Genomic DNA, 24,462 nt, shown 5'->3' with positions numbered 1-24,462 from the left:
AACCTTTAGCATTAGCAAAGATTCGTAAAAATTCTACTTGGTTTTCTAAATCCTTCTTTTGACTTTGATTGGACACTCTAGCATAGAGGATGGTTTTTCCTACTTTATTTTCTTGCGAAATCCCCATATATTCTCGATACTGCGATTCAGTATAGTACCTTCTTCCTTTGGGGTTTCGGTGAGCCACCAACTTGCCGTCATTATCCCAACGCTGTAATGTAATGACGCTCACGCCTAACATAGACGCAAATTCTTTTGGTTTGTATATTTTTTCCATGATTACATTATACTACCATTGATTATTTTTGCGTATATTTTTATTATCTGTTTTTATCTCCTTTTCTTATTAATTGTAACTTCTCTCTTTTAATGACGTGGGTTAGTTGAACCACTAGGTACGGTACTGCTCTTTAAAAATGACCGGTTAGTCTATAACGTTTTATACTATATAGTACTGACTAGTTTTTGGCAACAAAAATATATTCACATTTAAAACATTTCCCCATATTGCTAATCACCTGCTCCTTGTCTTATGATAGATGCATACGACCAGGCGGTCATAAATGAATTGTACTATAGGTTTAAACAGATTAAAGAGTGATAAGATATATACAGGACACATAGAGGGGTTTTAATTTTATCTGGAACCGTCCTAGAGATATAGAGGTGAATAGAGTGAATAAACGTAAGCAAGAAATTATCACAGCAGCAACGAAGTTATTCAGCCAAAAGGGATACCTTGCAACATCCATACAGGACATCGTAGAACACAGCGGTATGTCAAAGGGTACCTTTTATAATTACTTCCATTCAAAAGAGGAACTCATCCTCTCTTGCATCAAGAATTATCATGAAATACTAAGTGAGAAGTTAGCTGTTCTTGCCCACCAAAGCTTAGATGAAAAAACAAAGTTTATGAAACAACTACAGGCAATAATGGAGCATGCATTTGAGCATAGAGACTTCACACAAATGCAGATACATGAACAAACTTTGCGTGAAAATGAGCAAATTCGTCAACTTTCATTTAAAGTACGTGCACAATTTTTAACTTGGATAAACCGCCGTCTCATAAAGGTGTACGGAGAACAGATTTCACCCTATGCATTTGACTGCGCTACTATGTTAAAGGGCATATTGAGAGAATATGCAACGTACATTGTATTTGACCAAAAGCAAGTAGCAACGGAAGAAATTATCGCCTGCGTCATGCGTCGCATGGATGCAATTGTTGTCAGCTTCGATACTGATGAAGAACCGCTCTTAAATGAGGACATAATGGAAAACTTTCTTCATGTGGAAGAGTTAGAAAAAAAAGAGCACCATAAACAAATCATTCTCATCCTCTCACGTATACGCGAGGTAATAGACTCCCTCACTTTAAGTACAAAGCAGCGAGAAACATTAGTACTTTCGTTAGATGCGATAGAGAATGAATTTACCCAGACGCAGCAAGAACCACGCGAACATATTGTCCAAGGATTGCTGCTATATATGCAGAAGCAACAAGTACTGGAGTCGGAATTACAAGAATTATCCGCTGCTTTGGAAGCGTATTTCTAATCCCTTCTATCGAACAAAAAGATGACTCAATAGGTATCCCCTTTTGAGTCATCTCTTCCATTATCCAATATTTGTGTTTGCTTCAGATAAAACCGCTTTGCCTCGATTCAACTGTTTTTCTTTTATTCCGTGCATAAAGTAGTAAAGGACCATACAGAGTAGGATTATACCTACCATTGTCAAATAAAGACCTCGGTATCCTGTATAAGGTATAAGGAATCCGATTAAATATGGACCAATTCCAAATCCAAGGTCCATAAAAATAAAAAAGGTGGATGTAGCCAAACCTAATCGATGGGGTGGTGTTACTTTTACAGAAACAGTTTGGGCAGAAGATGTATAGTTTCCATACCCAAGTCCAATAATGGCCCCCGCTAATAATAAAGTCCATCCCTGGTGTACTTGGCTAAGAAGAAGCATACCTCCTGCAAAGACGAGAAGTGTTGGATAAATGACAAGATTAGCCCCTTTGCTATCAAATAATCGGCCAGAAAATGGTCTTGAAAGTAAAACTACAATCGCATATATAACGAAGAAAAAGCTAGCTGCATCAATCAATTGTAATTCTTTCGCATAAAACGTAATAAATGATAAAACACTTGAATAAACAAAGCTTATAATTAGCGTTACAAAAGCAATGGGAATAGCTTTATATTCAATATAGTTACTTATTTTAAAGCCTTTTGTATCTACTTCAACATTTTCTTGGATAGGTTGTGCACTCAAAAAGATTGCCGTAACCAAACCAAAAGCTTCTACCAGCAAACAAAATACAAATATCATGGAAAAACTAGTATGCTGCATGAAATACAAACCTAGAAATGGACCAATAGCAGTCCCTATAATTGCACTTAAACTATAATACCCAATCCCCTCTCCACGTCTTGAAGGAGGGATAATCCTAGCAACAATCGTCCCCGTAGCTGTACTCGTTATTCCGTATGCAATACCATGTAAAAAACGATTCATCAGTAGAAGTGGTAAATTAGTTGCACCAAAGTAGAATAAGGTCGTAATGATGAAACAGATCAATCCAACGAAAAGAATTTTCTTCCGACCCTTCGCTTCGATAATCCTACCAGTAAGTAGTCTTCCAAATAGAGCCCCGATTACAAAAATACCAGTTACAAGCCCTGCTTCACTCGTGCTCGCATGAAATTTATCTACTGCATAAATAGAAATGCTGACCATTAACAAATAAAAGATCAATGTCACAATAAAGTTAATACTAGAAACAATCATAAAATCCTTAGACCATAATTTTTCATTCTTCATCTTCTTCCCCCTTAACTCTTATAATGTCTATAGCACTCGTACATCTATACATACGCACTAAAAATTAACAATCCTTATTTTAAATATAATTATTTAAAATGTAAAACAACGATTTTTAATGGTAATATAAGAATTGCTAATATAAAAAGAATGGAGAATGACTTTGAACTTCGAACAGATGGAATATATCAAGGAAGTTGTAAAAACGAAATCCATTTCCCTTGCCGCTCAAAACCTGCATGTGTCTCAATCCGCTATCAGTCAATCGATTTCTTTATTGGAAAAAGAAATTGGAATTCAATTATTTAAGCGCTCGCGCTTTGGAACCGTTCCTACAGAAGATGGTAAGAATATTATTAAGAAAGCACTGGAAATTACAAGAAAAGTGGATGAAATGAAAGAAGAAGTTCAAGCATTAACTTCTTCCTTTACAGGAGAATTACGAATCGCTACCATTTCTAGCTTATTTATGAATGTATTACCGAAAGCACTTTACCGAATTAAAAAGGATTTTCCTCAAATCAAAGTGACGATTTTTGAAATGGAAAGCAAAGAAATTATGGAAAGGGTAAATCGACATGAGGTGGATTTAGGATTTATTGGACTTAATAAACATTCAGCAGCAGGACTACCCGAACAAATTAAATATCAATTATCTCCATATCAATGGGGAATTAAAGTCATTGTCCCGAGAGATTCTCCGCTAGCTTTTAATAAAGAACTGTTGTTACAGGATATCGTAGATTACCCGTTCGTAATGTTTTCAGGGAGTTTTTGGAATAATATAATTGAATATATGACGAAAAAGCTTGGACCAATCAATATCATATTTGCAACCACAAATAGTGAAGTAATTAAAAGAACCGTATCAGAAGGATTAGGAATCAGTTTGTTGTCTAGTTTAATGTTAAAAGATGACCCCTATGTGGAAAGCAATCGAATCGTAGCGATTCCCTTGGCTGATTATACGATTGATTCAAGCATTTCATTTGGTTGGATACACTCACAACATAGCACGCAATACCGATTGATAAAAAAGTTTTTAGAATATGTAGAGATATGAAAAGGGATTCTTTCTGTAGATTCCAGCATATTTAGATGGTAATCTGTAAATGAATGAGAAAAGGAGTTGAATGATGAATGGAAAAGTCGAATCAAAACATTACTACGTTTTTCATGTTCTCGGGCAAGGCGGAAGAAGCAATGAACTTTTACACATCTATCTTTCATCCATCAGAAATCAATCGTGTTTTATATCATGAGAATGGAACCGTATTACATGCTACCTTCACATTGAAAGGTCAAACGTTTATGGCTATCGATAATTCTAGTAAGCAAACTCACCCTTTTACTCCTGCTATGTCCTTGTTTGTAACATGTGATACTGAAGAAGAAATAATGAAAGTTTATGAGGAATTATCTCAAGACGGCAAAATTTTAATGCCCTTAGCTGCTTCTCCATTCAGTAAGAAATTTGGCTGGGTAGAAGATAAATATGGAGTCTCATGGCAATTAAACCTTGCCTGAACTCGCTTACAAGCTACGAAGAGTAATCTTAAGATATGCTAATTTTCGCTTGTTTATTTCCAGTAGAAAAGACGTATGAGAGTCTCAGAAAGTCAGAGTTTATTGTCGCATAAGTTAAGTTAATTCATAATATTTTTGTACACTACCCTACTAGAATTGTGATACCTTTCATGAAAAATGTCATAAAAATCATAATTACAGCTAAACAAAACGCTCATACCCCTGAACGTTTACTTGTGTTATGTTCTAGCAAAAAAGACTCCCACAAGAAATAGAAATGCTGAATAAAATCTTGTCTATTTGTCTAATCTGTTTGTTGTGAGTTAACAAATATTTTAGGAGGGATTATATGACAAAGAATAAATGGAATATAGACACTGCACATAGCAGTATAGACTTTGCGATTAGACACATGATGGTATCTAAAGTAAAAGGCACGTTTCGAACTTTTGAAGCATCAATAGAAGCTGATCTTGAGGACCTTACAACAGCGACAATTGAATTCTCAATAGATGTGAAAAGTGTTGATACACGTAACGAGGAACGTGATAATCACTTACGTTCAGCAGATTTTTTTGATGTTGAACATTTTCCTAAAATGACGTTTAAATCGACTCAAATCACAAAGAAAAGCCCTGGTGAATATGAAGTTACAGGAGACTTAACGATTCGTGGGACCACGAAATCAGAAACATTTTCGGTTATCTATGTAGGAAGCGGTAAAGATCCTTGGGGGAATGAGAAAGCAGGTTTTGAAGCTAACGGGTCAATTAGTAGAAGTGAATATGGTCTAACATGGAACGCTGCTTTAGAAACGGGTGGAGTATTAGTGGCAGATCAAGTAAAAATTTCACTAGACGTACAAGCATCCAAAGCCTAAATGTTTATACAGAATAATGATTTCTTTAGCATACATATTATGATATAAGACATGCCAACTACATCGGCATGTCTTTTCATATTGAGTTATCATTTTTATTTTTAGCCAAATGAACACAATTATTTAACAGAGCCTTTTTAAATAATAGCTAGCCAAAATATTTCGTTCAACAACAAGCATTTTAAAGCGGGTTCCGGGCAAGCTCATTTGACCAAGATTTTAGAAATTCAATAAACTTTTTCGTAGCTGGAGTAAGGGTTTTAAATGACGTAGCAGCGATACCAATTGTGCGATAATGCTCTCGTTCTAAGTTTAGAATACGAACGTTTTTTGGAACTCGATACATAGCCATTTCTGGAAGAATACTAATTCCCATACCATGTTGAACCATTGAAAATATCGCTTGATCATCTTCAAGTTCAAATCTTATATTAGGTGTTACATTGTTTTCTTTTAAGAGCCTTCTTAAATCATTATCGCTCCCTTTCTTCGGCATGATTAACTGTTCCTCTTTGATACTTTCAAAACTAACCTCATTCTCGTGCGCAAGAGGGTGTTCATCATAAAGGATGCAAAGCATTCTATCTTTTTTTAAGGGAATCACTTCAAAGGGATGCGAAGTCGGAAGCGATACAAAACCAAAATCAACATTACCTTTTGCGATCCAATTCTCAATATCATCATAATCCCCTTCTAGCAATTTGATTTCGATGGAAGGGTAATAGTTATTAAAATTTTTCAAGATTTCAGGTAGCCATTGGACTGATACACTCGAAAACGTTCCAATACGAACAGTACCAATTTCCAAACCGTTGATACTAGCTACTTCTTGAAGCAATTCTTCGTTCCATTTTAGAATTTCACGTATGTATTTTAATACATGTTCACCGTCACTCGTCAAATTAATACCTGAACGTCCTCTGTTAAGGATAGTAAATCCCCATTCTGATTCTAAGCTAGCTATGGCATGACTAACAGCGGATTGAGTTAGACCGAGTGTTTCTCCGGCTTTCGAAAGGCTCCCTAATTCTACAACTGTATGAAAAATCTGAAACTTAGCAAGTGACATATTCAGAACTCCCATTTCATGAATTTTTTTCATGCAACCACTTAAAAACATTCATTTTTCTTATTTAAATATTACATTTATACTTATAATTAATCAATTTAATATATAGGTAAGGTGATAAAAAAATGAACGGGAATAAAGTGTTCGAACGTACGAACACTCAAGTAAAAGCAGATATTATGATGGTAGTGGTCACTTTGTTTTGGGGTTCATCCTATTTATTGATGAAGATGGGTCTTGATTCTATTCAAGCGTATAACATGATTGCATTACGTTTTGGGATAGCCTTTGTTTTAGCTGGAATCGTATTTTACAAGCGTATGATACATATTGATTTTAAAACGATTAAATATGGATTTGTATTAGGGTTAATCTTGTTCTTGGCAATGTCTGTTGTCGCTATTGGAGTAAATTTCACAACCATTTCAAATGCAGGATTTTTATTTAGTCTCACAGTCGTCTTTGTCCCAATATTACTAGCCATCTTTTTTAGAAAAAAACCTGAACAAAAAGTTATTGTTGGTGTAGGCTTCGCTATCGTAGGTATCGCTCTTTTAACTTTAAATAATAATGGATTAAAGATTAGTGCTGGAGATTTCCTAATCATATTAGGGGCATTGTTTTATGCCATTTACATTATTGTTACAGATAAGTTGACGAAAAATGTGGATTCCATTGCTCTTGGGATTTTACAACTTGGTTTTGCCGGGGCATGGGGGCTGTTATTTTCATTCATTTTCGAAAAGCCGCATCTTCCTAACACAACGGAATCATGGTTTTCTATTTTGGCATTAAGCATCCTATGCAGTGCAGTAGGATTTATCGGGCAAACCACAGCTCAAAAATATACGACTCCTACGCACACAGGTCTCATCTTTTCATTAGAACCCGTTTTTGCAGCATTATTTGCTTTTATTTTCGTCGATGAAGTACTTCCAGCAAGAGGTTATGTAGGGGCAGTCCTGGTTTTACTTGGTGTCTTAACTGCTAAGATTGATTTTAAAAACATTGTAATGAGAAAAGGATACAGCAAAACCATTGAAGAGTCTAAAGCAGGATGAATATCGAATATAACAGTAGAATAGGGTATGTAGCCTCTCCGTTACATTACCCTTTCTTAGGCCTTCTTTCCCTCTACCCACGATGAACAAACGCATATAAAACGTAAGATTCTTCCGATTCCTCCACTAAATCCACGATGTGCTGGTATATGCTCGTTACATGTGGCGACTGAGGATGCATAAGTATCCCTAAAACGGTGCCGCTATGGGCGGTAACGATTCCTCCTCCATATGTATCCGTCAATTTCTGAAACTCATGAAAACATGGTTTTTGCAAGAAGCGTTGATTGATTTGGGCGCTCATTGTAGCTGCCTGACAAATAAGAGAAAGATCCTGCGTATAAATTCCCTCGCGTACCCACTCGTATGCCTTTGCAAAAGTACTGCATTCTTCAGATGTGTATGATTTCGTTTGTGTATTAAACTGAACCGTATCGACCGTTCCCCCTGTATCCATACCAATTAATAAGAAGGAAGGTAGCGATCCAAAGCTTTCGAGGAGAGATCCATTCCTGTAATCATAGGCGACTGCCTCATCATACATCACACCGTCGGTCGGTTCTATTTCAATCGAAACACGGGACATCATTTCTTCGGATATAGGAAGAGAATAGCTGTTAGCCACTGCTTTCAATGCAGCAACGATATCAGCTGAGCTGCTTGCCATCCCTTTTCCAACTGGAATATTCGACTGAATGTGTAAACATCCGCCGCTTGTAATGGCAAACTGTTTAAGTAACTTGTTACATCCTTCTATCGCTTTCGTATGTGAACTTGCACCGATAATCTCGGAGTTTTCTGCTTGAGGTATAAAGATTGCCTCGCTTTGTAAAGGCGAGATTGGAAATGTAATTAAAAATGGACGTCCCTTATACACTCCTTGTACTAGCTCACCGAATGTTCCTTTGCAGCTTCCTGTTCCTATCCTCATTTTGAAAACTCCTTACTTTATGTAATACGCAATACAAACAGACACAATGAAAAAGACCAGTATACAAATCAATGAGGTCAATCTCATAACCTGAATCGTTTGTAAAATATCATTCATCTTAATAGAACGGAACGGCTCTCCCATTTTCGCACGGTGAGAGACAATTCCTCCGTAATAATTTGTTCCTCCTAATTGGATATGCAAGGCTCCAGCAATAGCAGCTTCCGGTATACCACTGTTTGGACTCGGATGGCGTTTTGCATCTTGCCGAATCGTGCGCCACGCTCCCGCCACGTCTAGTCTTTTCATCCAACATGCCAAAAGCATAAAGAGAGCAGTTAAGCGAGCAGGAATATAATTGAGTACATCATCAAGACGGGCAGAGGCCCAGCCTAAGTTCAAATACTTTTCATTTTTGTAGCCAACCATAGAATCAAGCGTATTAACAGCTCTATACATCATCGCAAGCGGAGCACCGCCAAGCAGTGCATAAAAAAGCGGAGAGATAATAGCATCGACTATATTTTCTGCCACTGTTTCCACTGCACCTCGTGAAATTTCGCTTTCATCCAATTTGTCCGTATCACGGCCAACAATCATACTCAGGCTATGTCTCGCTTTTGTGAAATCGCCGCCCTTCAAGTGTTGATACACTTCCAAGCCAGCCTCGCCAAGACCTTTCGTCGCAATCGTTGTGGAAATCAACCATATTTCTGCGATAAGTGCAAGCCAGTGATTCCAAAGGCTTAGTACATACAGCAGCAAAGTAACCACTCCGTATACGCCGCCAGCAATGATAATAGGAAATAAAAGACCCGCAGCCTTTAATGCTTCTTCCTTTTTCACCACTTTGCGGATTGCTTTTTCTAACAAGCGGATTGCCTTTCCAAACCATATAACTGGATGAGGCAAGGACCGTGGATCTCCAATGATACGGTCAACCATATACGCTATAAAACTAGTAATCCCATGAGACAGCAATATGTATCAACCTTTCTGATTTCGGATTGTTTCACAAATTGCATCGTATACTAAACAACCAATGGCATTGCCAATTGTTGTGGCTGTTCCAGCAAATAGATGCGTAGGATAAGAATTTCTTTGCACAGTAGCAAGGACAACACTATCCGTCGTAGTACCCGTTGCACTCTCGCCATCTTCATCTGTAATATGTAAATCTTGCAATGCCGCTGCTTTTGCTTCTGTTGCTGTAATAATTCCATTGATCATCGCTGCATGCGTCATATTCCCATCAATAAAAAGGAACGTATTAATCGTACCGCACTCATAAGCAGAAAACGTTTTTCGTTTTTTGCCGGCTCTTGCGCTATTGCCAACGCCTGCTGTTACGCAGCAAATCATCCGAAATGCATCTCCATTCATCTCTTGGATTGATGCATCTAAAATGTTTGCAGCTGTCTGCAGCCCAATTGACTGCTGGATAGGAAATTCCCATTCCTTCAGCTTTTGTTCCATAAGTAAAATCGGATCACTTTCATAAAAATCTAAAGGAACTTTCCAGTTGACGAAATGACTGGCTCGTCTAATGCCTCCACCGTGTACAGCACTGCTGCAAACTTCCAATAAGGAAGGATGCTTCATGACGATACGATCCTCTTTTTTATAGATTTCTAATTCAGGCCAAATCGTTGAACGATAAAAATATTTCTCATGAAATGGTTGCACCTTTTTCTCCTTACTCGTTTGCTATGTCATCCACGTATGAAAATATCCGTGTTTTTGCATCAAATTCGAATACAATTCCTTTGCCATTTTTGATGCCTTTTACATTCCAAAATTCATTTTCATCCTGCCTAACCCACTTACTAAGAAACCAGCGAATTGGTCCTCCGTGACTAACAACAATCAGCGTTTCCTCTGTATGTAACAGTGCTTCCTCTAACCAAGTATCAAACCGTTCACCAAGCTGATGCAAGGTTTCACCGTTTGGCGGACTTATCTCAAATGGATTATGAATCCATGTTTCAAACCGTTCTGCTTCCTTTTCCGTAATCATTTCGTATGTTTTGCAGTCCCACTCACCAAAGTCAAGCTCACGCAAGGCAACCACAGGAATAGGATTAAGCTGCAGAGCTGAACCAATGATTTGTGCGCTTTCCATCGTACGTGCTAAGTCACTTGCATAGATCTTCCCTTTTCCTATAGGAATCTTACCCTTCAGTTGGATTGCTAGCTGAGACAGTTGCTCACGTCCCGTTTCATTCAGCGGTGCATCGTAATGACCGAGATAACAATGGGCGGCATTTTCATTCGTTTGACCGTGTCGTATGAACACTAGTTTCATAATGGAATCCTCAAGACAGCTATTGCGACAAATAAACATACGACTTCGCTCCATTCTACAAGCGCTCCGTAACAATCTCCCGTTAGCATATTTAGCTTTTTATAGATTTTCATTACAAACAAACCTGTTAGAATGGCAGTGATACAAAATAATAAAATCCCAGATATACCTGCTGCAAGGTAAGTAATGCCTACAAGTACTAGGACATACAGGGATAGAACCGGCCATGTTATGTATGTACGAAGACCTGCACCAATTCCGCCATCTTTCCGATATGGCAGGAGACGAATGGCGCTAATCAATAGAAATCTTGCGTAAAACGGACATAATACTAGAATAATAGGCAAATGGAAACGGGTCAATTCATATACTGCAATTATTTTTCCAATAATCAAACAAATACCCGCAATAACACCCATTGCCCCGACGCGGCTATCCTTCATAATTTCCAATGTTTCCTCTTTGCTGCGATTGCTGCCGAATCCATCAGCTAAGTCCATCCAGCCATCAATATGCAAACCGCCTGTAATCCATATCCATACTAATACGACTAAAAATGCTGAAGCAGTCTCTGGAACTACTTTTCCTAGCAAGGCAGATACGATGAACAAAACTCCACCAATAATAAGGCCAACAATGGGAAAATAGACAGCGCTTTTTTGCCAATCCTGCTTGGATGATTGAATCGTCGGAACGGGAATACGTGTTAAAAACATGACTGCTGTCAAAAATGCTTTCATGGTTTTAACCTCACAGACAAGCCGGAAAAAACAGCGTACGCTTCGTCAGCTTCCCCTGCTACCAGTTGATTTATTTTCCCGAGAACATCCTGAAATAAACGGCCAAGCGATGATAATGCGACTCCTCCTAAGCCTACCTCATCAGACACAATGATAATGTGCTGGTTGAGACATTTTATTTCTTCGAGCCACTGCATGACTTCCTGAACAATCTCAACTTTTCTTTCCTTATTCTCCTCAATCTTCATACATAGGTTTGCAACCCATGTACCGATACAATCTACTAAAATAGTATCATAGTTTTGGTAGACAGATTGAAACCCTGCTAGTTCCTCTGGTTTTTCTAACACATCCCAGTTGTCTGGTCTACGATCTTTGTGCTGCTGAATTCTACTTTTCATTTCTTCATCGGTTTCCACACCAAAGGCAACATAGAGTACAGAACCATTTCGTGAGGCTGCTAGCTTTTCTGCAAAATCACTCTTTCCCGAACGTACCCCTCCTGTAATATAGGTGATCGTCAAATGACTTCCTCCTTTGCCACTTCTTGCATTGCTTGAAGAAGACGGTCGTTTTCTTGCTTTGTCCGAATCGCTATGCGAATATCATGTGATGTTAAACCAGGATACATACTGCAGGAACGAATTAAAATCCCCTTCTTACCTAGCTTCCATTGTAAGTCTTCAGCTTTTAGTTCGCTCGGAAGACGAATCAATAGGAAATTCGCTTGTCCAGGAAATACAAACCAGCCTAATTGTTCTTTAATGAAACGTGTTACATAGCTTCTCTGCTCTTCAATCAAAGCAATTGTTTTCTGTTCATATTCGTGTTCTTCTAAACAAGCCTCTCCTGCAGCTAGCGCAAGCTGATTTACACTCCACGTAACCTGTTTTTCTTGTAATTTCGCAATTATTTCTGGATTTGCTACAGCATAGCCAAGACGTAAACCAGGGATAGCATAGAATTTTGTCATGGAACGGATAAAAACAATATGTTCAAATGCTTGCATCTCCGAAAGTAACGATACTTGCATATTTAATGGAAGAAAGTCGATAAATGCTTCATCGACGATAACAAAAGTATTGGTTTTCTCAGCATACGATATGATTTGCATTAGCTCTTCTTTCGTATAGATTACACCAGTTGGATTATTCGGATGACCTAGAAAGATGAGATCCGTTTCTTCCAATAATTGCAGTACGTCTTTCATTTCTGGTTTATAATGATTCTCCCATTTGCCATAGCATACTTTTATGTTTGCTCCAAATGCTCGTGCTAATTGCTCATATTCAGAAAAGCATGGATACACAACACCAACTGTTTCCGGCTTTAATCCTAAAATAGCTAGCGCCATGCACTCTGCTGCCCCGTTTCCTATCAATATATACTCAGGCAGTACCCCTAATTTCTGTGCTAGCTTCTGCTTTAATAGACGATGGGCTGGATCTGGATAATGGGTAATCGTTTCAAGGCTATGTTTCAGCAGCTGCATGACAGGCTCTGGAGGACCAAGCGGATTAATATTGGCGCTAAAATCTAATAAATCCCCCGGCGGAGTATCGAAATTTTTTCCTGCTGTGAGTAAATCACCGCCATGACCGTATGTTTCAATCCATGCCATTAAAATTCAATTCCTTTCACAGCTTGTACGCCTTCCTTATAGTAATGCTTTACTTCTTTCATTTCTGTAACCAAATCAGCACAAGCGATAATCTCTTCTTTCGCGGATCGCCCGGTAATAATTAAATGCATTCCCTCTGGACGAGTTTGAATCAAATGAATCACTTCATCTAAAGGCAGAACATCATCAACCGGGAATTTACTAATCGCAAGCGCATTGTTTAGCTCATCTAAAATGACAACATCATATAAACCGGAAAACACCTTTTCTTTCGTAAACGCCCATGCCTTATTGAGTGCTTCGCGATGTTCTTCTGGTGTTTTCGTCCACGTAAAGCCGACTCCTGTTTGATGCATTTCAATGCCTATCTTTTCAAACGTGATGTGTTCCCCGTATGTCCGCTGCGGTGATTTAATAAACTGTATAACCAATACCCGCTTGCCGCGGCCGGCAGCACGAACTGCAAGACCAAGAGCTGCCGTCGTTTTTCCCTTTCCGTCACCTGTATACACAAGCGTAAGTCCCTTACCAGCAGTTTCTATCATATTTTCACACCCTCACAACCAAGTTGTTTTCTCTTCAAATGGTGTCCGGGCAGGGGTTTTTTGTTTTTTCAATGACTCCTCATCCGGATAACCTATAAACACATTTCCGATAATTTTTTTGTTTTCTGGTGAACCGATAAATGCATACATACGTTTATCCCGAACAAGGCCTACACCTCTTGTCCGCCAAACAAATCCTAATCCCAGCTCTTTTGCAGCGAGCCACATCGAATGAATCGCGCAGCAGACAGCGTATTCATTATCTTCTGATGCTTCCTCATCACCAGGTACAATATCAGACGTCACGATAATATGAACGGGTGTATGTTTCAATACTTTCAATGAACTTTCAACAAGGTGAGGCTTCGTTGGAAAGCGTTCCTGCAAGTAAGAAGTTGCCAATTCTTCATACCGTTTTTTCGCTTCTCCTTTGATCACATAAAAGCTCCATGGCTCTCTCATTCGATCATTTGGCGCCCAAGTAGCAGCGTCAAGTAATGCTTTAATTTTATCATCCTCAACATCACGCTCTGCGTAGTCGCGAATCGCTCTTCTACTTTTTAATTCTTCTATTAATGACATTTTAAAAACTCCCAATCTGTAATTCTTTGCTTGCTTGTAATTCTTCAAACCACTGAATCTTGTTTCGTAATGCAACCACTTCCCCGACAAGAACAATCGCAGGATGAGTAATGTTTGCTGCCTTAACCTCAGCTTCAATGGTTGTTAAATCTCCAACAATCGTCTTTTGCTGTTCGGTTGTTCCCCATTGAATAATCGCAACAGGTGTGTGCGGATCTTTTCCATGCTCGATCAGGTTCATACAAATATGATGTAAATTTCCGACTCCCATATAAAAGGCAATTGTATCAATGCCGTTAGCAAGGGCTGACCAATTTAAATGATCTGTACCTTTCTCTGCACGTCCATGTGCTGTTACAATGGCAAAGGAAGATGCATAATCTCGGTGCGTAACAGGAATGCCAGCATAAGCAGGTGCTGCAATTCCAGCTGTAATCCCCGGCACAATTTCATAGCGAATTCCTTGCTCAGCAAGAACTTCTGCTTCTTCTCCAACACGGCCAAATACGCAAGGATCGCCTCCTTTTAAACGGACAACTGTTTTTCCTTCAAGCGCTTTTTCTACTAAAAGCTCATGAATTTGCTCTTGAATTAATGCATGCTTACCTGGAAGCTTGCCACAAAAGATGAGCTCGGCATCCTGTTTTGCATAGTCTAGCAATTTACTGCTTGCCAAACGATCATATAAAATAACGTCAGCTTTTTGAATACATTCCATTCCGTAAACCGTGATAAGTTTTGGGTCACCAGGACCCGCGCCGACTAAATATACTATTCCCTTTGTCACCATTACCCCACTCCTCTTTATCCTGCATAAACGAGTAGAAAGCCCCCGCCTAAATGCGCGGGGGAACTTGCCCGAAAATACTAGCAGTTATTTATTTGAAATATTAGCAGATTCGAATGTTGCCATTTCTTTTAGCATGAGTGATGCAGATTGGAGAATTGGAAAAGCAACTACAGCTCCGCTTCCTTCTCCTAAACGAAATCCTAAATCTAAAATTGGTTGCTTTCCTAACATTTCAATGGCAATCTTATGTCCGATTTCAACCGAATGATGTCCGATAATCATATAGTCGCCTGCATTCTCACAGATTCCTTTTGCAAGCAGAGCAGAAATTGTACAAATAAAGCCATCCACTAAAATAGGAATACGATGAGACGCAGCAGCAAGCATTGCGCCTGTCATTGCAGCGATTTCCAAGCCGCCAACCTTTGCCAATACATCAATTGGATCGTTTTTATCCGGTTTTCTTGCTTCAATCGCACGCATAATTACATCTTGCTTATGCTGAACTTTTTCAGGCACTATTCCAGTCCCGCGGCCAACCAATTCACGAATGTCACGACCGCTTAACACCGCGAGAATGGCACTACTTGTCGTGGTATTGCCAATTCCCATTTCTCCTACAATCAAGCATTTCACACCTTGCTGAATCATGTTTTCTGCCCGCTCATATCCAACTGCAATCGCCTTTTCTGCTTCTTCTCTCGTCATCGCATCCTCTTCGCAGAAGTTCGCTGTCCCAAAACGTACTTTACGCTGAATTAATCCCTCTGCCTCAATTGTCTCTGCTACGCCAACATCGACAATCTCAAATTTTGCACCGATTTGTCTGCTAAACACATTAACAGCAGCTCCGCCATGTAAAAAGTTTAAAACCATTTGAACGGTAACCTCTGCTGGGAATGCGGATACTCCTTCTTTTACTACTCCGTGGTCAGCAGCAAACGTAATCACCCCAGCTGGTGTTACAACAGGAAATGGCTCGGATGTAATTCCAGCAAGCTGAATCGCAAGTTCCTCTAATCTTCCTAAACTGCCAGGTGGCTTTGTTAATGTATCAATATATTCCTCTACACGCTTTTCCATTTGCTTATCTACTGGTCCTATACTGTGGATTGTTTCGATCACTTTACTATCTCCTCTGCTTGAAATTCTTCCATTTTTTTCTCGATGTATTCAAGATTTACATACTTTCTAACATGATCCGCCAACTGATTATATGCATCTTCCCGCAATTGATTAAAAGACGGACGAGAGTGGATTGGATCTAATCCCTTCTTTTTCCGAATTGTATTTAACAAAATTTCCCGAAAGGCATCATTATGAAAGATGCCGTGAAAATAAGTACCGATTACTTGCTCATCTGCAGTTTTGCATCCGTCATTCTTAGTTCTCGTTGTAATAAGAGATTGATATCCTTCTTCCCCTATCGTTTCACCCATATGAATCTCGTAGCCTGTTACAGAAAATGTTTCATTCTGGAACACGAGCTTTCCTTCTGTTAACACGGTTGTTTTCTCGTTTGTCATTGTCGTTCGCAAAGGAAGAAGAGATAACCCCTCTATTTTTTGATACGGCGATTCAATCGCTAGTGGATCATGAATTTCCTTTCCTAGCATTTGATAGCCGCCGCAAATTCCGAAAATAAGAGATTTCTTATGTAACGCGAGCAGTTGATTTACAAGACCGCTTTCTTGTAAAAACATATAATCTTCCATTGTATTTTTACTGCCCGGCAAAATAACAAGGTCTGGTTCCCCTAGTTGATCGGCTCTCGTAATATGACGAACATGACAATCTGGCTCGGCAAAAAACGGTTCTACATCTGTAAAATTCGAAATACGCGGATATTGGATAACCGCAATATCAATATCCTTTTTTGTATTAGAAGCAGCGGTATAATGCTGTAATACAAGGGAGTCTTCCGCATCAATGTTCAAATTCGGTACATACGGAACGACACCGAGCACTGGTTTTCCCGAATACTCTTCAAACCATTTTAGCCCTGGTTCTAATAAACTTATATCACCGCGAAATTTATTAATAATGACACCAATCACGCGCTTGCGGTCTTCTGGATCCAATAGTTGCAGGGTTCCTACTAAACTTGCAAAAACACCGCCTTTATCGATATCCCCAATTAACACAACAGGAGCGTTCGACATTCTTGCCACACGCATATTCACCAATTCGCGGTCATTTAAGTTTATTTCTGCCGGACTTCCTGCTCCTTCGATTACAATCCGTTCATATTCCTCAGATAAAACATGCAGAGAATCTTGAATTAATTGCACACCCTTTTCAAAAAAATCTTTGCGGTATGCTCCTGCTTTCATAGATTGGTATACCTTACCGTGCACAACAATTTGGGATTCATAATCGCGTGACGGCTTAATTAATATTGGATTCATATCCGTCGTTGCGATTACACCGGCTGCTTCAGCCTGTACGCCTTGCGCTCTGCCGATTTCTTTTCCATCAATCGTTATGTAGGAATTCAATGCCATATTTTGCGACTTAAACGGTGCAGTTTTGAAACCATCCTGTGCAAAAATACGGCAAAAAGCTGTCGTAATAACGCTTTTTCCCGCATCCGAGTGCGTGCCTTGAAACATAATAGGTAATGCTTTAGGCATATGCTTTCCACTCCTTGCATTGCGTAATCCAATTGATCGCCATCTGTGGACATGACCCAAAATGAAAATGCGTATAACCGGTAATCAAATTTCCTTTTTGGAATCCTTCTTGCTTCAACCCGCGCATCCCTTTTGTTTCATAAGCATACGGAACCTCGGCTTTTGGATGGAATGTCGAGTAGTGAAACTCATGTCCCTTTGCTTGCAAGTTTCCTGCTAGTAAAAAGTTAGATCCAGTTACTTCACGGTATCCTAATGCGGCCAGTTTTGTTTGCATGGTGACTGTACCAGGAATGACACCGACCATTTCATAGCTTTCTCCGTCTGTCGTTTCAATCGCTTCTGTTAAAAACATAAACCCGCCACATTCAGCTAAAGTAGGCATCCCATTTTCTATTGCAGTTTGGATGGAATGCTTCACTTCCGTTTGCTTCGACAGTTCACTTGCAAATTCTTCTGGAAATCCGCCGCCGATATAGAGACCATCTACATCCTCTGGAACAACTTCGCCGTTTAAGGGAGAAAACTCCACGAGTTCTGCGCCGTTAGCTTCTAATAGATCAAAGTTCTCCTGGTAATAAAAGTTAAACGCCGCATCTCTTGCTACAGCGATGCGAACCGTTTTCTCTTCTTTTCTCTCAAACTGCGAATGTGTTACTTCAAGAGCAGTTGTCGTGGCAAGCTCGTATAAGCGGTCGATATCTACTGTTTCTAGCAGCGCATCTCCGAGTTGATCAAAAAATGAATCAAGCTCACCGCGTTCTACAGAAGGCACGAGCCCTAGATGACGCTCTGGAATCGTAAGCTCGGCATTTCGTTTTATAAAACCAAGGACCGGAATATTGCACTCTTGTTCAATCGCTGCTTTCACAATTTTAAAATGTCCCTCACTGCCAACTCGGTTCGCAATGACACCAACAATATTCGCTTCTTCTAAAAACATTTGAAACCCTTTTACAATAGCTGCGCTACTTCGGGCCATACTTGCACAATTTACGACGAGAACTACTGGACTTTTTGTAATGATACTAATTTCGGCTGTTGTCCCGGCATTACTCGTCGGACTTTTTCCATCAAAGAAGCCCATTACACCTTCAATAATCGAAATATCAGCACCCGCGCTACCGCGGTTTACGATTTCTTTGACCATTTCATGATTCAACATCCAGCTGTCCAAATTGCGCGAGCTTCTTCCTGTGACTGCTGTATGATACGTAGGATCAATATAATCTGGACCACATTTAAAACCTTGGACAACATACCCTTTTTTCCGTAATGCCGACATAATTCCGATCGTTACAGTTGTTTTTCCAACACCGCTTCCCGTTCCTGCAATTACAAGTCTTCGATTGGACATGTTTTTCCTCCTTTCCTTATGAATTAGTGGGGAATAACTGCTACAGAAATCGTTACATTTCCTGACTTTTTCTTCACAAGTTCTAGAGATTCCGCACCGCTATATAACAAGGCTGCTGGCTCGCTCACCCCATATGCTCCTGTATATTTGAATACTGTTTCAGAAGGCTGCTGGATTTTCACCATATTGAGTACGTTCGGAGCATAATAGACAAACTCCCAATCGTTCTTTCGTACCACCTCAAGCAACCCTTCTTCATCTTTTTTCAAATCAATGCTGCAGAGAGCTTTTACACTTTTTTTGGAGAAATTCAGTTCCTTTAATGTTTCATCAATAACAGCTTCGATCTCTTTTGCAGATGTCCCGCGGTTACAGCCCATCCCTAGCACAATCACCTTCGGACGATAGAGCACCCCGTTTTGTAAAATGGCATTCTCCTGTGCACGTAAATTCCGATGCGTGACAACAAGAGCAGCATCGTGCGGCTGGTCTAACGCCTCGCCGACCGTATGATAGACTTTCATATGGGCAGGAAGCGGATGATCATAGTTCCACCATTCTTTTTCTCCAGATTCTTGTATAATCGCAATTTGTTCTTCATTCACAACGGCAGCGCTGACAGGTGTTAATTTTTCTGCTGACTCCCATACCCAACCAAAGCGCTTGCCAAAGAGGTCAACCGGAATCGTTTGCTGTACATCTGAAGCCGTCGTAATAATGGGATTGGCACCTAGAGCAGCTGCTACTTCTCTCGTTAGTTCATTCGCTCCGCCGATATGACCAGATAATACGCTGATGACATTCTCACCTCTATCATCGATCACAACAACAGCCGGATCTACCTTTTTATCCTTTAAAAGAGGCGCAATCATGCGCACAACTGCACCGAGAGAAATAATGATAATAAGTCCTTCATACGATTTGAAAAGGGCAGGAAGCAATAAACGAACACTTCCTGTAAACATTTGAATGCCCTTATCTTGTTCGTCTCCTTGTTCAAATTTGCTCATATAATACACATCTGAATTTTGAAACGAACGTCCTAGTTTTCTTGCAATCTGTACGCCATGTTTGGTGATTGCAACGACTGCATACTTGCCGTTTTGGTTAATGGCAGGCATTTGTTCTTCTTCAAGCGAAAGGATCACGATGTTACCCCCCGTCTAAATCCGTGCGTGAACCCCTTATCGTACAGCTTAGAACGGTAGTCTTTATCATGGATATTTTCATCCAGTGCCCAGCCCATTAAAATCATTGCTTGCTTCCGGATACCATTGGCCCGCATCGCTTCGTCTAAATGTTCAACCGTCGTCCGTACTACTTGTTGGTCCGGCCAAGACGCTCGGTAAATAACCGCCACCGGCGTATCCTTGCTCCAGCCGGCATCCAATACTTCTTTCATCACCTTTTTCGTTAAGGTGCTACTTAGGAAAAGAGCAATCGTACAATGGTGTTTAGCTAAATCTCGCAGCTTTTCAAATTCAGGTACAGGGGTGCGTCCTTCTGCTCTAGTTAAAATTACGGTTTGGGTTAAGTCAGGAATCGTAAGTTCTGCTACTGCTGCTGCAGCACCTGCAAATACAGAGCTTACGCCAGGAACGATTTCAACACCGATTCCTTCTTTTTTCAACAAAACAATTTGTTCCATAATGGCACCGTATACAGCAGGGTCGCCTGTATGAACACGGACAACCTTTTTCCCTTGCTTGATGCGTTCTACCATAATGGCAACCATTTCTTCTAAATGCATCCCTGCTGTTTTCATTACTTCTGCTTCCGGCTTTGCTTTTGCAATTAATTCTTCATTTACAAGAGAATCGGCATACAAGACTACATCTGCTTCTTGCAGAAGTTTTAATCCTTTTACCGTAATTAAATCGGGATCGCCAGGACCTGCTCCAATTATGTATAACTTCATTTTCTCACCACCATTAATGTTAAGTATTCTAGCTCTGCTCCTTCTATTTCTTCGGCCTTCCAAATAATTTCTTCATCAGACGTTACTTTTGTTACAACAGAAGTATTCGCAAGCAGCCCTAATTCACGTACAACTTGCAGCATTAAATCGATAACCTTTGCCACTTTAATAAAAATAACGCAATCATGATTTGCAATTGCTTGTTTCATTGCTTCATAATCATCGCGTGCCGGAATAATTGCCACATGCTCATCACCGTCCGCAAGCGGAATGCCAAGTCTTGCTGCAGCACCGTTAACAGAAGAGATACCAGGAACGACCTCAATAATTGCTTCTGGATGACGCTCTTGCATCAACACCATCATGTGGATGAATGTGCTATATAAAAGCGGGTCGCCTTCTGTTACGAACGCTACATCCTTACCTTCTTGCAGCTTCTCCCATACGCTTTCAACCGTCTCGCGCCATTTTTTCTCTAAAATCGTTGGATCTTTTGTCATCGGAAAGACTAGGCCAAGCATTTCCTTTTCATTCGGATTTACATACACATCGATAATTTTTTGTGCATAGCTTTTGCTTCCTTTTTGTTTTTTCGGATAAGCAATGACAGGTGATTCTTTCAATCTTCGAAATGCCTTTACGGTAATCAGTTCAGGGTCTCCAGGACCTACTCCTAAGCCATATAATGTTCCTAGCATCGTTTACTCTCCTTTTTCCCGCTCTGCAGCAATAATGTATATAGGGTTTAATGCATCGAACCGTGTTAGATTTAAAATCGGCTTGCTTCTTGAAATTTGTACAAGCGTAATATTCGTCTTGAATCCCTGTTTTTTAAATGCTTTCTGGGCTTCTGCCAGATTTTCAATCGTTACCGCATTTAATACAATCCGGCCATTCTCTTTCAAGCGGCTGCAGCAAATGTCTAAAATCGCATCCATTCCGCCCGCTGTTCCTCCGATAAAGACCGCATCCGGATCAGGGAACGTATCAAGCCCTTCTGGTGCTTTTCCTTGGACAACCGTCGCATCTACACGAAATTTCGCTAAGTTTTGTCGGCAATTTTCTAAATCGCCTTCATTCTTTTCAATCGCAAAAATTTGACCTTCCCGGGCAATTTTTGCCGCTTCAATCGCAACAGATCCTGTACATGTCCCGATATCCCATACAACACTGTCCTTCTGTAATTGCAGGGCACTTATGCTAAGCGTACGAATTTCTTTTTTCGTAATAAGACCTTTTTCCGGTTTTCGCTGAATAAATTCTTCATCTTCAATTCCAACTGACCAAGATGGACCTTGGCCCGTTTTCTTTAAAATAACTACATTTAACGGCGAAAACTCTGTATCTTTCATTTCATTAAGCTCTAGATAGCGGCAGCTTTCACTTTCGCTGCCTAAATTCTCAGCTACAAATGCCTGGTACTCTGTCATACCAAACGACAGCAAGTATTGCGCAATTCGATTTGGCGAATGTTCTTCATCCGTTAAGATTGCAATTTTTTTCTTTCCGTCAATGCGCTGCGCCAGCCCTTTCATACTTCTGCCATGAACACTCGTCACATATGCATCCTGCCAACGTTCTCCCATTCTGGAAAAAGCGAGCTGGACAGAACTAAGATACGGATAGATTTCAAGATGAAGTTTGCTAGATAAATAGCTGCCGATTCCATAGAATAGAGGATCACCAGATGCTAGAATAACAACGCTTCTTGTTTCTGCTTGGAGACGTTCTACTAGTTTTGAAAGACCGCCTTCAATCACAATTTTCTCTCCCGTATAATCGGGGAAAAAAGCAAGCTGTCGTTTTCCTCCCACTAACACTTCACTTTCATAAATCCATGTTTCGTATTGCGGAAGCAAGCTGCGCTTCCCGTCATCGCCAATTCCGATTATTTTCATCCACGTAGCACTGCCTTTCCTAAACATTCTCCCTTTAACGTATATAAAGTCGTATCGATTTCCATAGCGCCCTCGATTTCCTGCAGAGCAGACTGACAGCAATACTCACTTAGCTTTGTAAAGTATTCCTTGTAGTCATGATTCACCATCCAATCTCCCACCTGAGATGCGGTATTGGCTGCTTTAATTTCTGCAAGAAGTGGCTCAGGAACTCCTACTTCGCGTCCAACCTTTGCTAAAAACTCAAAATCAACCGGGGCACTCTTTGAGTGAACCATCATAATCCCTTGGGCTACCTTGGAGAATTTCCCCATCATCCCAACCATCGACACGTGCCGCACTCCATTGCGCTTACATTGCTTTAACGTAAATCCTACGAAATCGCCCATTTCAATAAACGCTTCTTCTGGTAACTCCGGAAATTGCTTCATCGCATACGATTCACTGCGACCGCCTGTTGTGATAACAACATGATCACAATGGCTAGCACGTGCTACCTTAATGGCCTGTACGATGCTTGCTTTAAAAGCCGATGTCGAAAACGGAACAACAATCCCTCTCGTTCCTAAGATCGAAATGCCACCAATAATGCCTAGTCGCCCATTTAACGTTTTTTTCGCAATTTCTTCTCCATCCGGAACGGAAATCACGATTTTAATGCCGCGTTCAATCCCGTACTCCTGCAAGACATCGTTTGCCGTCTCCATAATCATCCGGCGCGGCACCGGATTGATGGCCGCTTCACCAACGGGAACAGGCAAGCCTTCTTTCGTAACGCGACCGACTCCAATCCCACCATCAAGTACAATGCCTGGATTATCTGTCCAAGTCACAGTAGAAAGAATACGTGCACCATGCGTTGCATCTGGATCATCCCCGGCATCTTTGATTATGCCTGCCGTTACTGCATGTTCCGTCATTTTGCACGACTTAAGTTCAAACGTAGCAAATCTTTTGATTGGCAAATAAATCGTTGCTTCAGTCTGCTCTTCTCCCGTGATTAAAGCTGTTAGCGCCGCTTTCGTTGCTGCTGTTGCACAAGAGCCTGTTGTATAACCCTCACGCAGTTGTTTTTTCTCTGTTGGCACTTCTTTCATGACTTACACCCGATCAGCAAGAATGGATAGAGCATTAAGTGCCGCAACAGTAATGGTGCTGCCACCTTTTCTTCCGATATTCGTAATATAAGGAATATCTAGCTTAGCCAGTTCTTCCTTTGATTCTGCCGCTGATACAAATCCAACCGGTAAGCCAATCACAAGATCTGGCTTCGCTTCTCCTTCTTTGATTAGACGAATTAGCTCTAATAATGCTGTTGGCGCATTACCAATTGCATAAATGCCGCCATCTGCTTCTTTAATTGCCTTTCGCATGGAAATAATCGCACGCGTCGTATTTAAGCGCTTCGCTTCTTCTCTCACATCAGGATCCGAAATATATACCTTAATTTCTCCGCCAAATTTTTCAATTCGTGTTTTGTTCGCTCCAACTTGCACCATTTGCACATCCGCTACAACTTTTTTCCCGCTTCGAATCGCACGAATGCCTGCTTGGATTGCATCTGGATGGAATAATAGGCTTCTGCCAAGCTCAAAATCTGCTGATGCATGGATGACACGCTGCACAATTGGATATTGTTCCTCTGTAAAGGAATGAGGTCCAAGTTCCTCTGTGATCATTTCAAAGCTTTTTCCTTCAATTTGTTCAGGTTGCACCGTAATAGGTTTAAATTCAGTTCGAAAATCCATACTCTCCATCTCCTTTTCT

Annotated in this window: 27 protein-coding genes; 5 read left to right on the top strand and 22 right to left on the bottom strand. The window is 40.3% G+C overall.

The genetic code is table 11. The features are described 5' to 3' along the window. A partial coding sequence (locus ACM5BR_RS15180) for a MerR family DNA-binding transcriptional regulator (RefSeq protein ID WP_416828843.1) occupies positions 1-277 on the bottom strand: 277 nt, incomplete at its 3' end. Between the two features lie 398 nt (positions 278-675). Here ACM5BR_RS15180 and ACM5BR_RS15175 point away from each other — a divergent pair. Next, positions 676-1,563: a TetR/AcrR family transcriptional regulator gene (locus tag ACM5BR_RS15175; protein WP_416828842.1), complete on the top strand. Its 888-nt coding sequence runs from the start codon at positions 676-678 to the stop codon at positions 1,561-1,563. Positions 1,564-1,623: 60 nt separating this feature from the next. On the opposite strand, the gene ACM5BR_RS15170 is transcribed toward ACM5BR_RS15175, so the two are convergent. After that, on the bottom strand, positions 1,624-2,838 hold the full coding sequence (locus ACM5BR_RS15170) for an MFS transporter (RefSeq protein ID WP_416828841.1): 1,215 nt from the start codon (positions 2,836-2,838) through the stop codon (positions 1,624-1,626). A 163-nt stretch (positions 2,839-3,001) separates the two neighbouring features. Between ACM5BR_RS15170 and ACM5BR_RS15165 the strand changes: the two genes are divergently transcribed. The 3 genes from ACM5BR_RS15165 to ACM5BR_RS15155 all read left to right on the top strand — a co-directional run bounded on the left by ACM5BR_RS15165 (position 3,002) and on the right by ACM5BR_RS15155 (position 5,245). Further along, entirely contained in the window at positions 3,002-3,901 is a 900-nt protein-coding gene (locus ACM5BR_RS15165) for a LysR family transcriptional regulator (protein WP_416828840.1), read from the top strand. 77 nt (positions 3,902-3,978) lie between these two features. Further along, positions 3,979-4,365: a VOC family protein gene (locus ACM5BR_RS15160; protein ID WP_416828839.1), complete on the top strand. Its 387-nt coding sequence runs from the start codon at positions 3,979-3,981 to the stop codon at positions 4,363-4,365. A gap of 349 nt (positions 4,366-4,714) precedes the next feature. After that, positions 4,715-5,245: a YceI family protein gene (locus tag ACM5BR_RS15155; protein ID WP_416828838.1), complete on the top strand. Its 531-nt coding sequence runs from the start codon at positions 4,715-4,717 to the stop codon at positions 5,243-5,245. Positions 5,246-5,426: 181 nt separating this feature from the next. On the opposite strand, the gene ACM5BR_RS15150 is transcribed toward ACM5BR_RS15155, so the two are convergent. After that, entirely contained in the window at positions 5,427-6,314 is an 888-nt protein-coding gene (locus ACM5BR_RS15150) for a LysR family transcriptional regulator (protein WP_416828837.1), read from the bottom strand. 125 nt (positions 6,315-6,439) lie between these two features. Here ACM5BR_RS15150 and ACM5BR_RS15145 point away from each other — a divergent pair, with 125 nt between their 5' ends. Then, positions 6,440-7,375, top strand: coding sequence for a DMT family transporter (locus tag ACM5BR_RS15145; RefSeq protein ID WP_416828836.1), 936 nt, complete (start codon positions 6,440-6,442; stop codon positions 7,373-7,375). 73 nt (positions 7,376-7,448) lie between these two features. On the opposite strand, the gene ACM5BR_RS15140 is transcribed toward ACM5BR_RS15145, so the two are convergent. The 19 genes from ACM5BR_RS15140 to ACM5BR_RS15050 form a co-directional block, all read right to left on the bottom strand. Continuing rightward, a complete protein-coding gene (locus ACM5BR_RS15140) occupies positions 7,449-8,306 on the bottom strand; it encodes a GHMP family kinase ATP-binding protein (protein WP_416828835.1) in 858 nt (285 codons plus the stop codon). Positions 8,307-8,318: 12 nt separating this feature from the next. Beyond that, positions 8,319-9,284: an adenosylcobinamide-phosphate synthase CbiB gene (gene cbiB / locus ACM5BR_RS15135; protein WP_416828856.1), complete on the bottom strand. Its 966-nt coding sequence runs from the start codon at positions 9,282-9,284 to the stop codon at positions 8,319-8,321. 9 nt (positions 9,285-9,293) lie between these two features. After that, complete coding sequence (locus ACM5BR_RS15130) at positions 9,294-9,992, bottom strand: adenosylcobinamide amidohydrolase (RefSeq protein ID WP_416828834.1); 699 nt, start codon at positions 9,990-9,992, stop codon at positions 9,294-9,296. 10 nt (positions 9,993-10,002) lie between these two features. After that, complete coding sequence (locus ACM5BR_RS15125) at positions 10,003-10,611, bottom strand: histidine phosphatase family protein (protein ID WP_416828833.1); 609 nt, start codon at positions 10,609-10,611, stop codon at positions 10,003-10,005. Next, positions 10,608-11,351: an adenosylcobinamide-GDP ribazoletransferase gene (gene cobS / locus ACM5BR_RS15120; RefSeq protein ID WP_416828832.1), complete on the bottom strand. Its 744-nt coding sequence runs from the start codon at positions 11,349-11,351 to the stop codon at positions 10,608-10,610. Before cobS ends, ACM5BR_RS15125 begins: the two co-directional genes overlap by 4 nt. Continuing rightward, a complete protein-coding gene (gene cobU, locus ACM5BR_RS15115; RefSeq protein ID WP_416828831.1) occupies positions 11,348-11,875 on the bottom strand; it encodes a bifunctional adenosylcobinamide kinase/adenosylcobinamide-phosphate guanylyltransferase in 528 nt (175 codons plus the stop codon). Before cobU ends, cobS begins: the two co-directional genes overlap by 4 nt. Continuing rightward, the gene (gene cobD / locus ACM5BR_RS15110; RefSeq protein ID WP_416828830.1) at positions 11,872-12,972 is read right to left on the bottom strand and encodes a threonine-phosphate decarboxylase CobD; all 1,101 of its coding nucleotides are present in this window, start codon (positions 12,970-12,972) and stop codon (positions 11,872-11,874) included. Before cobD ends, cobU begins: the two co-directional genes overlap by 4 nt. Then, complete coding sequence (gene cobO / locus ACM5BR_RS15105; protein WP_416828829.1) at positions 12,972-13,517, bottom strand: cob(I)yrinic acid a,c-diamide adenosyltransferase; 546 nt, start codon at positions 13,515-13,517, stop codon at positions 12,972-12,974. Before cobO ends, cobD begins: the two co-directional genes overlap by 1 nt. Before the next feature lie 12 nt (positions 13,518-13,529). Continuing rightward, complete coding sequence (locus ACM5BR_RS15100; protein ID WP_416828828.1) at positions 13,530-14,099, bottom strand: nitroreductase family protein; 570 nt, start codon at positions 14,097-14,099, stop codon at positions 13,530-13,532. 1 nt (position 14,100) lies between these two features. Next, positions 14,101-14,886, bottom strand: coding sequence for a uroporphyrinogen-III C-methyltransferase (gene cobA, locus ACM5BR_RS15095; RefSeq protein WP_416828827.1), 786 nt, complete (start codon positions 14,884-14,886; stop codon positions 14,101-14,103). 87 nt (positions 14,887-14,973) lie between these two features. After that, a complete protein-coding gene (gene cobT / locus ACM5BR_RS15090) occupies positions 14,974-16,014 on the bottom strand; it encodes a nicotinate-nucleotide--dimethylbenzimidazole phosphoribosyltransferase (RefSeq protein ID WP_416828826.1) in 1,041 nt (346 codons plus the stop codon). After that, on the bottom strand, positions 16,011-17,522 hold the full coding sequence (locus ACM5BR_RS15085; protein WP_416828825.1) for a cobyric acid synthase: 1,512 nt from the start codon (positions 17,520-17,522) through the stop codon (positions 16,011-16,013). Before ACM5BR_RS15085 ends, cobT begins: the two co-directional genes overlap by 4 nt. After that, positions 17,515-18,879: a cobyrinate a,c-diamide synthase gene (locus ACM5BR_RS15080; protein WP_416828824.1), complete on the bottom strand. Its 1,365-nt coding sequence runs from the start codon at positions 18,877-18,879 to the stop codon at positions 17,515-17,517. The genes ACM5BR_RS15085 and ACM5BR_RS15080 overlap by 8 nt, the downstream gene beginning before the upstream one ends. Positions 18,880-18,902: 23 nt before the next feature. Beyond that, the gene (locus tag ACM5BR_RS15075) at positions 18,903-20,000 is read right to left on the bottom strand and encodes a cobalt-precorrin 5A hydrolase (RefSeq protein WP_416828855.1); all 1,098 of its coding nucleotides are present in this window, start codon (positions 19,998-20,000) and stop codon (positions 18,903-18,905) included. Positions 20,001-20,023: 23 nt separating this feature from the next. Beyond that, entirely contained in the window at positions 20,024-20,797 is a 774-nt protein-coding gene (gene cobM / locus ACM5BR_RS15070) for a precorrin-4 C(11)-methyltransferase (RefSeq protein ID WP_416828823.1), read from the bottom strand. Beyond that, the gene (gene cobI, locus ACM5BR_RS15065; protein WP_416828822.1) at positions 20,794-21,495 is read right to left on the bottom strand and encodes a precorrin-2 C(20)-methyltransferase; all 702 of its coding nucleotides are present in this window, start codon (positions 21,493-21,495) and stop codon (positions 20,794-20,796) included. Before cobI ends, cobM begins: the two co-directional genes overlap by 4 nt. A gap of 3 nt (positions 21,496-21,498) precedes the next feature. Beyond that, the gene (gene cbiE / locus ACM5BR_RS15060) at positions 21,499-22,722 is read right to left on the bottom strand and encodes a precorrin-6y C5,15-methyltransferase (decarboxylating) subunit CbiE (RefSeq protein ID WP_416828821.1); all 1,224 of its coding nucleotides are present in this window, start codon (positions 22,720-22,722) and stop codon (positions 21,499-21,501) included. After that, complete coding sequence (locus ACM5BR_RS15055; protein WP_416828820.1) at positions 22,692-23,792, bottom strand: cobalt-precorrin-5B (C(1))-methyltransferase; 1,101 nt, start codon at positions 23,790-23,792, stop codon at positions 22,692-22,694. The genes cbiE and ACM5BR_RS15055 overlap by 31 nt, the downstream gene beginning before the upstream one ends. Positions 23,793-23,795: 3 nt before the next feature. Next, positions 23,796-24,443 carry a precorrin-8X methylmutase gene (locus ACM5BR_RS15050; RefSeq protein WP_416828819.1) on the bottom strand — a complete coding sequence of 216 codons (648 nt, stop codon included), beginning with the start codon at positions 24,441-24,443 and terminating at the stop codon, positions 23,796-23,798. Between the last annotated feature and the right edge of the window lie 19 nt (positions 24,444-24,462).

Origin of the sequence: Ectobacillus polymachus, from assembly GCF_048159605.1 — a bacterium.
Lineage (GTDB): Bacteria > Bacillota > Bacilli > Bacillales > Bacillaceae_G > Ectobacillus > Ectobacillus polymachus.
This window is presented reverse-complemented; position numbering and strand designations above follow the sequence as displayed.